The organism is Tessaracoccus sp. OS52, from assembly GCF_020687685.1.
GTDB lineage: Bacteria > Actinomycetota > Actinomycetes > Propionibacteriales > Propionibacteriaceae > Arachnia.
In genome coordinates, this window is record NZ_JAJEWM010000002.1 from 263,245 (window position 1) to 277,640 (window position 14,396).

Consider the following 14,396-nt stretch of genomic DNA (forward strand, 5'->3'; position numbering starts at 1 on the left):
GGCCGGCGGCTTCTGGGTTCCAGGGGTCAGCGCTCGTTGATCGGCACGTAGTTGCGCTCGGTCTCGCCGATGTAGACCTGGCGGGGCCGCCCGATCTTGCGGCTCGGGTCCGCGTGCTCCTCGCGCCACTGGGCGATCCAGCCGGGCAGGCGGCCCAGTGCGAACAGGGCGGTGAAGTAGTTGGCCGGGAAGCCCATGGCGCCGTAGATCAGGCCGGTGTAGAAGTCGACGTTGGGGTACAGCTTGCGCTCGATGAAGTACTCGTCGTTGAGCGCGGTGTCCTCGAGTTCCAGGGCCATGTCGAGCAGTTCGTTCGACTTGCCGGAGTTGCGAAGGATCTCGTCGGCGTGGCTCTTGATGATCCGGGCGCGGGGATCGTAGTTCTTGTAGACGCGGTGCCCGAAGCCCATCAGCTTCACGCCGGACTTCTTGTCCTTGACCTGGGCCATGAACGTCTTGGCGTCCAGGCCCTCCTCCTTGAGCTTGGCGAGCATCTCCAGGACCGCCTGGTTGGCACCGCCGTGGAGCGGCCCGGAGAGGGCGTTCACACCGGCGGAGATCGAGGCGTAGATGTTGGCGTCGGAGGAGCCCACCATGCGTACCGTGGAGGTCGAGCAGTTCTGCTCGTGGTCCGCGTGCAGGATGAACAGCGTCTCGAACGCCTTCACGATGGACGGGTTGATCTCGTACTCCTCCTGCGGGGTGCCGAAGCCCAGGCGCAGGTAGTTCTCGACGTAGCTCAGCTTCTTCTGCGGGTAGAGGAACGGCTCGCCGACGGAGCTCTTGTAGGCGTAGGCGGCCAGCGTCGGCATGGAGCCGATGAGGCGCAGCGATGCCTCCTCCACCTGGTGGGGGTCATGGGGGTCGAGCGAGTCGCGGTTGAAGGCGCCGAGGGCCATGATGCCCGCGGACAGCACCTGCATGGGGTGGGCGCCGCGGGGGAAACAGCGGTAGAGCTCGCGCATGCGTTCGTCGATCATCATGCGGTCCGCGACCTTGCCCTCGAAGGAGGACAGCTCACCGGCGGTGGGCAGTTCGCCGTAGATCAGCAGGTAGGCCACCTCGAGGAAAGTGGCCTCCTCGGCAAGCTGCTCGATGGGGTAGCCGCGGTACTGCAAGATGCCCTCGTTGCCGTCGATGAAGGTGATCGAGGAGCGGCAGGAGGCGGTGTTGACGAATCCGACGTCGAGCGTCACGTTCCCGGTGCTGGAGAGCAGCTTGGAGATGTCGTAGCCGTCGTTGCCCTGTGACGCCGGTACGAAGGGAAACTCCAGCTCGGCGTCTCCGTGCTTGAATGTGGCGCTTTCGGTCATTTTGCGGTGTGCCTTCCTTGGGACTACGACGTCTGGGCCGAGGGTTTGCTGCCTTCAGCGGCTCTGCTCAGCCAACCATACAGGGACTGAATCGTCACATGGTAGGCGTGGACGAGCGGTCCGGCCGCTCACTCCCGCGTGAGGAAACCGTTTCCCAAGAATTTGAGGAAACTTCAACTAGATCGTTGACTTTTCAACTAGACTCGTGCATAGTTGAAAGTGAAAGTCTTCACGACACCCATCCAAGGAGCAGCACATGGCAAACCATGAGGAACTCAACGGCGCGTACACCCTCGACGCCTCCCACACCACCCTCGCGTTCGTGGCCCGTCACGCCATGATCACCAAGGTCCGCGGCACCCTCGCCGCCGAAGGCAACGCGGTCCTGAACGCGGCCGACCCCAAGGCCTCCAGCGTCACCATCACGGCCGACACCTCGTCGGTCAACACCGGCAACGCAGACCGCGACGCACACCTGCGCAGCGCGGACTTCTTCGACTCCGAGAACTACCCAGCCATCACCTTCACCTCCACCGACGTGAACGTCATCGGTGAGGACGAGGTCGAGGTGACCGGTGACCTGACGATCAAGGACACCACCAAGCAGATCACCATCCCCCTGGAGTACACCGGTACCGTCGTCGATCCCTTCGGCAACACCCGCGCGGGCTTCGAGGGCAAGGTGCCCGTCAAGCGCACCGACTTCGGCCTCACCTGGAACGCGGCCCTCGAGGCCGGCGGCGTCCTCGTCTCCGACAAGGTGACCCTCGAGTTCGACGTGGCGCTCGTCAAGAACGCCTGATCCCTTTCGGGGCATGAAGAAGGGGCCGGACAGCAACTGCTGTCCGGCCCCTTCTCTGTTGGCGAACTGGCGGCTCAGAGACCGTCGCTCGACTCGGAACGGGTGATGTGCTCACCGGTGTTGGGGTCGGCGACGCTGCGGGTCTCGGTGACGCGGCTGCGGGGGCGGGCGGCGACCAGCGCCCAGATCAGGCCGATGACACCGCAGGCCATCAGGATGTACCCGGCGACGTCCAGGCTGAAGTACGGGAAGCTGTCGGCCGTTACGGCAAACGCGAGGATGGCTCCCAGCGCGATCAGGAAGATGGAAGTACCGATTCGCATGGTTGTGCTCCTTTTATCGGGGGCAGGTACTCGACCTGCCGACTCCGACAGCGTAACGCGCTGGAGGCCCGCTGCGCGTAGGACACCTGAAGTTCACGTTTCGTCGCTACCTTGAGCGTGTGAACAGCATCCAGCCCCCGCCGGACACCAGCAACCTCCCGCCGACGCCCGATGACGTCCTCTCGCTGGGGCAGGGGGCACTCGCTGAGAACCCCGCGCCCCGGTGGAAGGTCTTCAGCTGGGGACTGTGGGACTGGGGCACCCAGCCCTTCGCCACCGTCATCACCACCTTCGTGTTCTCCGTCTACATCACCTCCTCGGCGTTCGGCCCGGAGAACTACACCTCGGTCGCGCTGTCCATCGCCACCGGCACCGCGGGCGTCCTGATCGCGCTGCTCGCGCCGGTGCTGGGACAGGGCACGGACCGCTCCGGGAAGCGCATGTTCCACCTGCGCTGGCAGACCTGGCTGCTGGCCGCCATCTCCGCCGCGCTGTGGTTCGTGGCCCCCGAGGCCAACTACCTGGTCCTCGGCCTCACCCTGCTGGCAGCCGGCAACCTCGTCTCCGAGATCGCCAACGTCAACTACTACGCCGCCCTGGACCAGGTCTCGACGCCGCGGACCGTCGGCCGGATCTCCGGGCTCGGCTGGGGGCTGGGTTACCTGGGCGGCATCTCCATCCTGCTGCTCATCGTCGGTCTCCGGGGTGCCGAGTTCACCGCCGACGACGTCCGCTTCTCCATGCTCGTGTGCGGCGCCTGGACGCTGCTGTTCACAATCCCGATCTTCGTCGCGCTGAAGGACAAGCCGGTTGCACAGCCGCCGCCGCCGCGCTCAGTGCAAGAGTCCTACGCCGACCTCTTCCGATCCCTGAAGCGCGTCTACCGGGCATCCCCGCACACCGTCTACTTCCTGCTGGCCTCGGCCTTGTTCCGCGACGGGCTCAGCGGGGTGTTCACCTTCGGGGCGGTGCTGGCCGCCGGAACGTTCGGCTTCGAGTTCTCCGAGGTGATCATCTTCGGGATCGTCGCCAACGTCACCGCGGGGATCTCGACGATGCTCTTCGGCCTGCTGGACGACAGGATCGGCCCCAAGAAGGTCATCATGATCTCGCTGGTGGCGCTCGTGGCGCTGGGCCTGGCGGTGTTCTTCCTCCACGACGGCGGCACACCGGTGTTCTGGGTCCTGGGGCTCGCCATGACGCTGTTCGTCGGGCCGGCGCAGTCCGCGAGCCGCTCCTTCCTCGCCCGCTCCATCCCCGAGGGCAAGTCCGGGGAGATCTTCGGGCTCTACGCCACCACGGGCCGAGCGGTCTCCTTCTTCTCGTCGGTCGGGTTCGGCGGCGCCATCGTCCTCGGCACGCTCATCACCGGCAGCGAGGAGACGCAGTACTTCGGCATCCTGGGCATCGTGCTGGTCCTGCTGGCGGGCCTGTTGGTGATGATCCCCGTCAAGGAGATCGGCCCCAGCTTCGCCGACACCCCGGCGCGCGGATAGCAGCGGCGGTCACCGGGGGTTCACCTCCGGGTCGCCTCGGCGTCACCCGCAATTGGCCAGCCGGTCACCAGGGGCTGATTGGTTGTAGGGGACCGCCTCTTCAACTTCCTGGAGCACCGTGAGAACCACATCTTCCCGACGCGCCGCAGCCGTACTGGGCTCGATCGCGCTGGTCGCCGCCAGCGTCCTCGCGACCGCACCGGCGGCAGCCGATGCTGCCGATCCGATCCCCGACACCGTCGAGACCGCCTGGCCCTCCCCCGACCTCGATGCCGACCCGGCGGCCAATCTGGCCGACGCCCACGCCTCGACAGCCCCAGCGCCGGGGGTCTCCAACCTCGTCCTCGGTGTCGGGGAGACCGACGCCGAGCGCAATCTCGCCTGGTACTCGCCGGTCGGGCAGGCCCACACCGTCGAGCTGGCCAGGACCGACGAGATCGTCGCGGGTGAGTTCCCGGCCGACGCCACCGTCGTCGAGCCGGACGCCTCCGGCCTGTCGGTGATTCCCGGCAAGGATTACCACCACGCCACCCTCACCGGGCTGGAGCCGGCGACGAGCTACTCCTACCGGGTCGGCTCGGAGGCGGCCGGTTGGTCCGACACCTTCGAGTTCGCCACCGACGCCTCGGCCGACTTCGAGTACCTGGTGATCGGTGACGCCCAGATCGGCTCCAGCGGTGACCCGCAGCGCGACGCGGAGGCCTGGGCCGCCACCCTCGACGTGGCCGAGGACATGTTCCCGGGAGCCAACCTCCTGGTCTCCGCCGGCGACCAGGTGGACTCCTCCGCCAACGAGATCCAGTACGAGGGCTTCACCTCGCCCGAGCAGCTCGGCTCCCTTGCCCTGGCCACCACCATCGGCAACCACGACGTCTCCGCCCGCGCCACCTACGAGCAGCACTTCAACCTGGCCGGCCTGGACACCGACACCCGCGACAACTCCTTCGTCTGGAATGACACCCTCTTCATCGTCATCAACACCAACCTGCGCGACACCGCCGCGCACAAGGCGTTCATGGAGCAGGCCATCGCCCAGGCCGGGGAAGTCGACAACAAGGTGGTGGTGATGCACCACTCCATCTACTCGACGGCCTCGCACACCAACGACTCCGACATCATCGAGCGCCGTGCCGAGTACCCGGCCGTCTTCACCGAACTGGGGATCGACTACGTCCTTTCCGGACACGACCACGTCTACACCCGCACCCACCTGATGAGCGACGGTGAGCCGGTCTCCGGGGGGCGGCCCGCGACGCTGACCCCGCAGGCTGGCCAGTGGCTCTACCTGACGCTCAACTCCTCCTCGGGCAGCAAGTTCTACGGCGTCCTCGACCAGGAGTTCGGCTACGCCTCCGTCATCAACCAGGAGCGCGTGCCCAACTTCACCCACGTCGCGGTGACCGAGTGCCGCACCGACTTCACCACCTACCGCCCCGCTGACCGCACCGTCGTGGACACGGTCGGGATCGCCAACGTGAAGGCCGCGCCGGTGATCGAGGCCGGTGACGTCACCATCGCAGCCTCCGACGTCGCCGGATTCGACGAGTCCGAGGGCGTCGCCGTCGTTGACGCCTGCGAGGAACTCACCGCGGAGGTGAGCGGGGAGGTCGGATCCGAGCCGGGCACCTACGAACTCACCTACTCCGTGGTCGACGCCTACGGCAACGAGGCGGAGGCGACGCGTAGCGTCACCGTGACCGCGGACGCCACGACGGAGCCGACCGCGACGACCACCGCCACCGCGACGCCTACCCCCACCGCGACGCCGAGCGCGACCGCACCGGCGAGTCCCAAGCCGGCCCCGAGCGCCAGCACCGCCCCGAAGCCCCCAGCCGGCGACCTCTACCAGACCCCGGGCCTCCACAGGTCGGGCGGTCGGGACTGGATGACCGTCTGTGAGCCCTACTCCCGCACCACCCGCTGCTTCACCTACATCTGGGCCACCCAGATCCACGAGCAGGACGGGAAGTTCGTGGAGGGTCGGGGCTGGGCGTTCAACAACCTGACCTACGTCGCCTCACCGAAGGCGCTGTGGGCCAGCAACCCGCTCGGCAACACCGGTAGCTGGACCGCGGCCGACGGCCGGAAGTGGCGCACCGAGTGCAACACCCCGCGCGTCGGGGGCAACGGCTGCCGCTCGTGGGCGCAGGCCCGGATCGTCGAGCGGGACCCCGCCGGCGGCTACCGCTTCGTGACCACGGAGGTGTTCAACAACATCGTGCGGTTCAGCTCCTGAGGCTGAGCAGCTCTGCGACGGCAGGATGCGGACCGGCGGGTCCGCACCCTGCCGTCTGCTGTTTCGCGCCAATGTCCCGTGCGGTATCACCAACCGCGTCCGAACCTCTTCCCAAGTGATCATGCTTGGGGTGATACTCGCCCCAGAACACCGTTTCCGGGGGGTGTGGGATGAGGCTGCAAAGGCCGGCGGAACCTGCCATCCTCGCGCAGGCCAGGCCGAGGCTGGAGGCGGAGTTGGAGCGCGCCTGGCAGTCGAAGCGCAAGCGCGGCCCGGAGGCCGACCCGCTCCTGAACCACTCGGAGGTCGTCTCTGCGCTGCTGGCGATGACGCAGGGCACCTGCGCCTACTGCGAGCGGTCCGTTCCCGCCAGCGGGCCCGACTCCGTCGTCGTCACCCACCACCGGCCCACCTGGGGTGCCGTCGGCCAGGCCGGTGAGGTGGACCAGGAGGCCTACCGCTGGTTCACCTACGACTGGGAGAACCTCTACCCCGCCTGCGCGGACTGCGTCCGGTCCCGGGGAACCAGGTTCCCTGTCGCCGGCACCCGAGCCAGGAACCGGTCCGAGATCATCTCGGAGCACCCGCTGCTGCTGGACCCCGTCGTCGACGACCCCGACCAGCACCTCCGCTACTCGGCCGACGGCACGGTCGTCGCCATGACCGACCGCGGCCTGACCACCTCCGACGTCCTCGCGCTGAACCGGGACGCGCTCGTCAGGGCAAGGGCTGCGGTGGCGGAGCACCTTGCGAGCCCCGACGCCGACGTCGACGCCATGGGCTTCGCCACCCTCCGACGGCAGCTCGCAGAGTCCCTGCCGGGCGCCGCACCGCCGCCCGGGGCACCGCCCGCGCCCACGCCGTCGCCTCCCCTGCCGGCCGGCCCACCGCTGCCCCGCATGGTTGGAGCGGAGCCGGGATCGCAGGGTTACGACCTCACCGGACCGATGGGCCCCGCGGAGAAGCACAACTACTTCAATGCCGCGCAATGGATCGAGCGCGTGGTGATCGACAACTTCCGGCCCATCCGCGAACTGGACCTGGACCTGTCGCGCTCCACCAGCGAACGCGGCCCGTGGACCGTGCTGCTCGGGGAGAACGGCTCCGGGAAGAGTTCGGTGCTGCACGCCATCGCCCTCACCATGATGGGCGGGGAGCAGCGCCGGGCACTGGGCATCAACGCCAGCACCTACCTGCGCCACGGCGCTCCCTGCGGCAGGGTGCAGGTGTTCCTCTCCGGCCGCACCGAGCCACTCGAACTCACCTGGGGCAGGGGAGACGTGCACTTCAAGGGCCCGGAGGCGGTGACCGCGCTGCTGCTCGGCTACGGCGCCACCCGCTTGCTGCCGCCCCGGGGTGCAGTCATGCCGATCGACCAGCGCGTGGTGCGCGTGGACAACCTCTTCGACCCCCTGCGTCCCCTCACGGACCCGACGGCGTGGCTGCTGTCGCTGGACGAGGACACCTTCGCCGACGTCGCCGAGGGCATCCACGAGTTGCTCGCGCTGGGGGTCGACGACGAGCTGGTCCGCGCCGCCGGGGTGGTGCAGCTGCGCCAGGGCCGCAACCGCTCCGACATCCGGGCCCTCAGCGACGGCTACCAGTCAATGGTTGTGATGTCGTGCGACATCCTGCGCAGCGTGCTGGGCATGTGGACCCAGCCGGCGCTGGCCGAGGGCATCGTTCTCATCGATGAGCTCGGTGCCCACCTGCACCCCAGGTGGCGGATGCGCATCGTGACGGCGGTGCGCAACCTCATGCCCCGGGTCCAGTTCGTCGTGACCACCCATGACCCGCTGTGCCTGCGGGGGCTGGTCGACGGCGAGGTGGTCGTCGTCCGCCGCAACAGCGAGGGCGACGTCGTGGCCATGACGGACCTGCCACCGGTCAGCGGGATGCGGATCGACCAACTGCTGACGTCGGAGCACTTCGGGCTGGGCAGCACCGACGACCCCGAGGTCACCGACCTGTGGGAGAAGTACTACAGCATCAAGGGGATGCGGTCACCGAGCGCGGAACAGCTCGCCGAACTGGACCGGGTCCGCACCCGGCTGGACGAACTGGAACAGCTCGGCACCACCGAGCGTGACCGGCTGGTGCTCGACTCCGCCGCGGAGTACATCGCGCACCGCAGGGAGGTGGGCGACGCCGTCGCGCCCACCAACGACGAGGTCACCCGCAAGCTCTCGGAACTGTGGGACAAGCACCTCCCCGGAGGTGTGTGATGCGACGCGTCCGGCGCCCCGATCCGCCGGAGAGCCTCGCCTCCCAGAAGGCCGAGGACGAACGGCGTGAGGCCGCCGAGTTCTACGCGGCCTGGGACGGCAAGAAGAAGTACGACAAGTTCAAGGTCTACAAGTCGCCAGACGTGCGGGCCGCACTGGAGAAGGCCTTCGGCGGCAAGTGCGCCTACTGCGAGACCTCCTACGCCGCCACCCAGCCAGTTGCGATCGAGCACTACCGGCCCAAGGGTGAGGTGGTGGTCGACGGGAAGCGGATGCCACCCGGCTACTACTGGCTGGCCAGCGAGTGGACCAACCTGCTGCCCTCCTGCACCGACTGCAACAGCCCCCGCAAGCAGGACCTGCCGACGGGGGCGCAGACCGCGGGCAAGGCCAACGCGTTCCCGCTGGCGCCGGGCAGCGTCAGGGCTGCGTCGCCCGGGGACGAGGCCAAGGAGCGACGGCTACTGCTGCACCCCTACCTTGACCATCCGGAGCGGCACCTGGAGTTCGTGTGGGGCACCGGCACCGTCGACGACGGCTGGGTGCGGGCCAAGCGGAGCGGCGGCGGCCGGGTCAGCGTGAAGGGCCAGACCACCATCGAGGTCTGCGCACTGCAACGCCGTGGGCTGGTGGCCGCGCGCCGGGACCGGTTGGTGAACCTCCTCGCCCATCTCGAGGCCGTCGTCGAGGCCCGTGACAACGTGGCCAAGCACCCGGGTGATCCCGGCCTGATGGCACAGTACGAGCGGCGGCTCATCGAGGTCAGCCGCTTCGTCGAGGACCTTGCCCCCTACAGCGCGATGGCCCGCCAGGTCGTCGCGGCCTACCACCGTCGACTCTTCGGACCCTAGGGAGACCGCCATGACCACCACACCCGACCAGTACGCAGCCGCCGGCCTGGAATGCGACATCGTGATGAAGGGCGGGATCACCAGCGGCGTGATCTACCCGCAGGCCGTCTCCAGACTGGCGCGGGTCTACCGACTGCGTTCCGTTGGCGGGGCCTCCGCGGGCGCGATAGCCGCCGCAGCGGCCGCCGCCGCGGAACTGGGACGCGCCACCGGCGGCTTCGAAGAACTGGACCGGATGCCGCAGGATCTGGCGACGACGGGGCCGGACGGCCGCTCGACGCTGGCTACCTTCTTCCAGCCCACACCGACTGCCGCCCCGCTCTTCCGGGTGCTGTCGGCCGTGGACGGCAAGGAGGGCGGAGCCCTGTACGGCGCCGTCGCCGGAGTGCTGCTGAGGGGCTTCTGGAAGGAGGCGCTCGCCGGGGCCCTGCCCGGGCTGGTGCTGGTGGTGCTGAGCGCGATGGGTGAGGGGATCGCGGCGGTGGCGGGTGTGGTCGCTGGCTTGCTGGTTCTGCTGGCAGGGCTCGTGCTGGGCGTGGTCCTGGGCGTGAAGCGGACCCTGGCCGCCGTCGCGGCCGACGGGTACGGCATGTGCACCGGCATGCCCGGGGTTGACTCCGGCGACGCCACGGCACTGACCCCCTGGCTGCACCAGAAGTTCCAGTCGCTGGCGGGGCGGGGAGCGGGCGAGCCGCCGCTGACCTTCGGTGACCTGGAGCGGGGCGGCGTGACGCTGCGGATGATGACCAGCAACCTGACCAAGCGCCAGCCGATGGCGATGCCGTGGCGCACCGGCGAGTACTTCTTCGACCCGGACGAACTGCGCCGCGTGTTCCCGGCCGACGTCGTCGAGTGGATGGTGGACAACCCTCCGGAGCTGCCCGGCGGGCAGGCTGGTCGGTTCGACGCCCAGCTGCTGCGCCAGCAGGCGGGCCGGTTGCGGCCCTGGCCTGCGGCCGACAAGCTGCCCATCCTCGTCGCCACCCGGATGTCACTCAGCTTCCCGGTCCTGATCACCGCGGTCCGGCTGCAGGCCGTGGACTACACGCAGCCCGCCAACCGCGAGGCGCGCGACGCGGTGCCGGGGTGGCGGCGGGCCAACCCCGACGGCACCGTCGAGCAGGCGCTGGCGACGTTGCCCGCGCCGTCGTTCTCGAACGTGTGGTTCACCGACGGCGGCCTGTGCTCGAACCTGCCCGTCCACTTCTTCGACACCCCGCTGCCGAAGCGTCCGACGTTCGCGTTCAACCTCGACTCCTTCCCACCGGGGCGGGAGAAGAGCAGCGACCAGGCGGACAACAGCTACCTGCCCACCGACAACCGCTCGGGGATGCAACGTCCCTGGTACGACATGTCCAGCCAGGGGCTGGGGGGCTGGAAGGACTTCCTGATGCAGCTGTTCCACACCGCCCGCGAGTGGGTGGACGCCGCACAGCTCGTGCTGCCCGGCTACCGCGACCGGATCGTCACCGTGTACCACGACCACTCGGAGGGCGGAATGAACCTTACGATGCCGCCTCCGGTGGTGGGCGAGCTCGCCCTGCGCGGGGCGCTCGGCGCCGAAAAACTGGTGACGGCGTTCGCGTCGACGGGTCCAGGACACATCGCACCGGGGTGGGAGAACCACCGCTGGGTGCGGTTCCGCACCGCCACCGCGGGGCTGTCCGACTGGCTGGAGCGGTTCGTCGAGAACTACCAGGACCCCACCCCGCATGCCACCCCCTACAGCGAGCTCGCCGGCCCGGGGGCGCAGGCCCCGCTGCCGTCGTACCGACCCTCGAAGTCGGACCGCGAACTCATCAACCAGCACACCGGTGCCCTGGTGGAACTGGGGGAGCGGTGGCGTTCCGACGACGCGCTCACGGCCTCCGCGCCGAAGTCGCGGCCCCAACTCCGCCTGGTGCCCGACGACGGCACCGCGGCCGGGTTGGAGGAGAGTTCGGCACCGCCCCCGCCGCCAGCTGACTAGCGTCGGCAGCCGGCCCGGGTCAACGTCTGCCCCACTCCCACGGCGTCCTGGTGAGCAGTCCTCGGCCCTCGATGGTGGTCTCCCCGGTGTTCTTCACCAGGTGGTGATGCACGACGGGGGTGTCCTCGTCGCCGTGGTCCCGGAGCGGGTTGGTCAGCTCCTCCGAATGGGACACGATCATCACCTGCGTGCGGGCCGCGACCTCGGTAACGAGCCGGGCCAGCACCGGCAACACATGCGGGTGCAGGCTGGTCTCGGGCTCGTTGAGCACCAGCAGGCCCGGCGGCTGTGGGCTCAGGAGCGCGGTGAGCAGCAGCAGGAAGCGCAGGGTGCCGTCGCTGAGTTCCTCCGCTCCCAGGGGGCGCAGCATCCCGGGCTGGTGCACCTCAAGGCGGAAGCGGCCGTCGGAGCCCGCAGCGTCGACCTGCACCCGGCTGCCGGGGAAGGCGTCCTCGAACGCCGAGCTGAACGGGCCGGCCCAGGCGGACTCGAGGATGGTCTGGACGGCGGCGGGCAGGTCGTGGCCGTCGTCCGCGAGGACCGGGGTCCAGGTGCCGACGCACGACGACCGGGCCGGGGCTGCGCCGTCGGTGCGGAAGCTGTCGTAGAAGCGCCACGACCCGACCAGCCGTCGCGCCCAGCTGATCTCCGGGTAGCCGTCCGGGTCCGCGAGTTCCGACAGCATGCTGACCCGTGGTGACAACCGGGTGCCGAGCGGGCGCGGCTCGTCGTCAATGACCGTGACGGTACCGCCCTTGCGCTGCACGAGGCGGGCCGATGGGCGCAGGACGGGGCCGGCGAAGATCTCCTCGCGCTTGATCTGGGGGTCACGGGCGAAGGCGGTCTGGCTGGGCGTGGGGAGGCCGACGTCGATCAGGTAGCCGAGTTCCTCGGTGGCCAGTCCCAGCATCAGGCTCACCGGCTTGCTCCTTCGGGAGGTGCCCTGAACCGGCACCTCGCCGCGCCGCATGGCGCCCGAGACGACCTCTGGACCCGCCCAGAGCACCCTGTCCAGTCCGCCCTCGGTGGCCAGGGAGGCCACCACGCCGTCGCTGGCGGTGGCCGCCAGCAGCCGCAGCGCGCGGTAGAGGCTGGACTTGCCCGCGCCGTTCGGGCCGGTGACGAGGGTGACCGGCGCCAGCGGCACCGCCAGGTCCCGGAGCGAGCGGTACCCGTGGACGGCGATCGTGGTGATCATGGGTGGAACGCTAGGCGCTCAGTCCGACAGTCTCACCCCCGACGGCGTCGGCCGCCCCCAGCAGCGACTCCACCGCCGCGTCGATCTCGCGCAGCATCGTCGGGTCGGTCTTCGGCATGGGGGCGATGATCGTGTCGCCGCGCGCGGCGTCGGAGGGGATGCCCAGCAGGTGGATCCGGTGCCGTCCCGCAGGCCCGATCAGTTCGCTGGTGACCTCATCGATCCGCAACGCGGGACCCAGCGTCCGCGACCCGTGGGAATTCAGCCTGCCGAAGGGTTCGGCCAGTCCGTCCTCCAGCAGCCCGGCGATGACGGGGTCCCGGGTGAGTCGGGCGTCGTGGAGGCGGACCCAGGCGTCCAGCAGCACCCGGGCCTCCACCCTTGATCCCTCGATCAGCGGGGAGTGGGCGACGAACCCGCCCGCCGTCGCCTCGACGGTGATGTGCGGGCCGACAAACGAGACCAGCCCGGCGTCCACCAGGGCCAGCAGCTGGGCGGCCCGGAACGCGGGCGGCCCGCTGCCGATGGTGCCGCCGAAGGAGAGGAACTCGCGCAGGTCGCCGTCGTAGCCCTCGGCGTCGATGCCGTCGAAGGCTGCCAGTTCGGTCAGGAACCGGCGGGCGGCGTTGGCCTCCCACAGTCCCGCCTTGAACGGCGAGTCCAGCCCCAGTTCCGCCTCGGCGAGGTCGTCGGCGACCCGGGTGCGGATGAACTCCTGGTAGCTCGCATGGCCCTGGGCGTGCACGTGGTCGTGCAGCAGCGAGTAGAGGTCGAAGGGCTTCAGCCCCTTCGGCAGCAGGGGGTCGACGGCGGGGGCGAGCTCCCAGGGGTCGGTGACGTCGATCACCTCGATGATCGCCTTCAGGTCCAGCTCGTGGAACCTGGCCGCGGTCTCGTAGTAGGCCTCCGTCGCGTCCCTGGCCAGCAGCGGCCAGAAGTCCTCGGTGAAGCGCAGGGGCAAGCGCTCCTGCCAGTCGACGGCGCGCACCCGGCGCAGCCGCGGCGTCGGCGGCAGGCCCGCGTAGACCGACTTCGCGCGGAACGGCAGACCCTTGCGGGACCCGACGTGCAGCACGGGCTCCTCACCGCTGGGGACGTAGCGCAGGGCATCGCCGTCGCGCTCGAACCGGCCTCCGCGGCCGATGGTGAGCATGGACATCGTGTCGAAGAAACCCATGCCGAAGCCCCGCACGATCACCGGCTCCCCGGCGCGGATGGCCGACAGGTCCTGGTCGATGGGGCTGTTCGGCGGCACCCACACCACGTCGGCACCGGACGCGGCGACGGCCTCGGCCAGTTCCTTGTCTGCATGGGCGGGGTCGCTCTCCAGCCAACCCAGGGCCAGCAAGACGGCGTCGGCGGAGATCGCCCCGCCGTCGGCGAGTTCGACCACCCGATGGCCGGCCTGGTCGGTGGTCACGCGGGTGGCGCGGGTGTGGTGCCAGCGCACGGTGACGCTCGGGCCCAGCTTCGCCAGCGAGGTCCGCAGCACCCAGTCCTGGTAGTGGCCGAACAGCGCCCGGCTGGGGTGGGAGCCCGGACCGGCGGCCGCGACCTCGGCACGGAATCCGGGATCAGCGACGACGGCGTCGACGTCGGCCCCCTCGAGGAACGCCCGGCGGTGGGCTTCCGGGACCGAGACCCGTTCGTCGGTGGCGACCTCGTGGACGAGGCGGCACCACTCCCACAGCGTCGGTCCGGGGACCACCGGCCCGGAGCCGGTGAAGGAGTCGTCGGTGAACATGGTGACGGCGCCGGCGAGGGTGTTCATGCACATGTCGCGGTCCTGGTCGGTGCGCCAGATCCGCCCGGCGCCCGCCTGCGCGTCGTCCACCAGGTGGAGGGTCAGTGGGTTGTCCCCGCGCGCCGCGATGCGCTCTATCAGCGACACCCCTCGCGGCCCCATTCCGACGATGACAACGGTCAATGCCGAATCAGCCACGCTTGATATCCTCCAGGTTCGTTGCACTTGTCCCGCCTACT

10 protein-coding genes are annotated in these 14,396 nt (G+C 69.4%); 6 read left to right on the forward strand and 4 right to left on the reverse strand.

Annotated elements, in window-relative coordinates; translation table 11 throughout:
* Positions 1–26: 26 nt before the first annotated feature.
* Positions 27–1,313, reverse strand: a complete 1,287-nt coding sequence (locus LKO27_RS10775) for a citrate synthase (RefSeq protein ID WP_227737506.1) — start codon at positions 1,311–1,313, stop codon at positions 27–29.
* Between the two features lie 256 nt (positions 1,314–1,569).
* On the opposite strand from LKO27_RS10775, the gene LKO27_RS10780 reads away from it, so the two are divergent.
* Complete coding sequence (locus LKO27_RS10780) at positions 1,570–2,115, forward strand: YceI family protein (RefSeq protein ID WP_227737507.1); 546 nt, start codon at positions 1,570–1,572, stop codon at positions 2,113–2,115.
* Between the two features lie 74 nt (positions 2,116–2,189).
* Here the strand turns inward: LKO27_RS10780 and LKO27_RS10785 are convergent, their stop codons facing one another.
* Complete coding sequence (locus tag LKO27_RS10785; protein ID WP_227737508.1) at positions 2,190–2,438, reverse strand: DUF6458 family protein; 249 nt, start codon at positions 2,436–2,438, stop codon at positions 2,190–2,192.
* A 119-nt stretch (positions 2,439–2,557) separates the two neighbouring features.
* Between LKO27_RS10785 and LKO27_RS10790 the strand changes: the two genes are divergently transcribed.
* The 5 genes from LKO27_RS10790 to LKO27_RS10810 all read left to right on the forward strand — a co-directional run bounded on the left by LKO27_RS10790 (position 2,558) and on the right by LKO27_RS10810 (position 11,215).
* Entirely contained in the window at positions 2,558–3,934 is a 1,377-nt protein-coding gene (locus LKO27_RS10790) for an MFS transporter (protein ID WP_370630010.1), read from the forward strand.
* A 118-nt stretch (positions 3,935–4,052) separates the two neighbouring features.
* Positions 4,053–6,170 (forward strand): fibronectin type III domain-containing protein, encoded by a 2,118-nt coding sequence (locus tag LKO27_RS10795; protein ID WP_370630011.1) that lies wholly within the window; start codon positions 4,053–4,055, stop codon positions 6,168–6,170.
* A 170-nt stretch (positions 6,171–6,340) separates the two neighbouring features.
* Positions 6,341–8,395, forward strand: coding sequence for an AAA family ATPase (locus LKO27_RS10800; protein WP_227737509.1), 2,055 nt, complete (start codon positions 6,341–6,343; stop codon positions 8,393–8,395).
* Complete coding sequence (locus tag LKO27_RS10805; protein ID WP_227737510.1) at positions 8,395–9,246, forward strand: hypothetical protein; 852 nt, start codon at positions 8,395–8,397, stop codon at positions 9,244–9,246. Before LKO27_RS10800 ends, LKO27_RS10805 begins: the two co-directional genes overlap by 1 nt.
* 10 nt (positions 9,247–9,256) lie before the next feature.
* A complete protein-coding gene (locus LKO27_RS10810; RefSeq protein WP_227737511.1) occupies positions 9,257–11,215 on the forward strand; it encodes a patatin-like phospholipase family protein in 1,959 nt (652 codons plus the stop codon).
* Positions 11,216–11,234: 19 nt separating this feature from the next.
* Here the strand turns inward: LKO27_RS10810 and LKO27_RS10815 are convergent, their stop codons facing one another.
* Positions 11,235–12,413, reverse strand: coding sequence for an AAA family ATPase (locus LKO27_RS10815; RefSeq protein ID WP_227737512.1), 1,179 nt, complete (start codon positions 12,411–12,413; stop codon positions 11,235–11,237).
* A gap of 10 nt (positions 12,414–12,423) precedes the next feature.
* Entirely contained in the window at positions 12,424–14,355 is a 1,932-nt protein-coding gene (locus LKO27_RS10820; protein WP_227737513.1) for an FAD/NAD(P)-binding protein, read from the reverse strand.
* Between the last annotated feature and the right edge of the window lie 41 nt (positions 14,356–14,396).

What these genes read in the sequence shown, in the direction of transcription:
- LKO27_RS10775 (WP_227737506.1), bottom strand. Translation starts at nt 1,313, where the DNA reads ATGACCGAAAGCGCCACATTCAAGCACGGAGACGCCGAGCTGGAGTTT.
- LKO27_RS10780 (WP_227737507.1), top strand. Translation starts at nt 1,570, where the DNA reads ATGGCAAACCATGAGGAACTCAACGGCGCGTACACCCTCGACGCCTCC.
- LKO27_RS10785 (WP_227737508.1), bottom strand. Translation starts at nt 2,438, where the DNA reads ATGCGAATCGGTACTTCCATCTTCCTGATCGCGCTGGGAGCCATCCTC.
- LKO27_RS10800 (WP_227737509.1), top strand. Translation starts at nt 6,341, where the DNA reads ATGAGGCTGCAAAGGCCGGCGGAACCTGCCATCCTCGCGCAGGCCAGG.
- LKO27_RS10805 (WP_227737510.1), top strand. Translation starts at nt 8,395, where the DNA reads ATGCGACGCGTCCGGCGCCCCGATCCGCCGGAGAGCCTCGCCTCCCAG.
- LKO27_RS10810 (WP_227737511.1), top strand. Translation starts at nt 9,257, where the DNA reads ATGACCACCACACCCGACCAGTACGCAGCCGCCGGCCTGGAATGCGAC.
- LKO27_RS10815 (WP_227737512.1), bottom strand. Translation starts at nt 12,413, where the DNA reads ATGATCACCACGATCGCCGTCCACGGGTACCGCTCGCTCCGGGACCTG.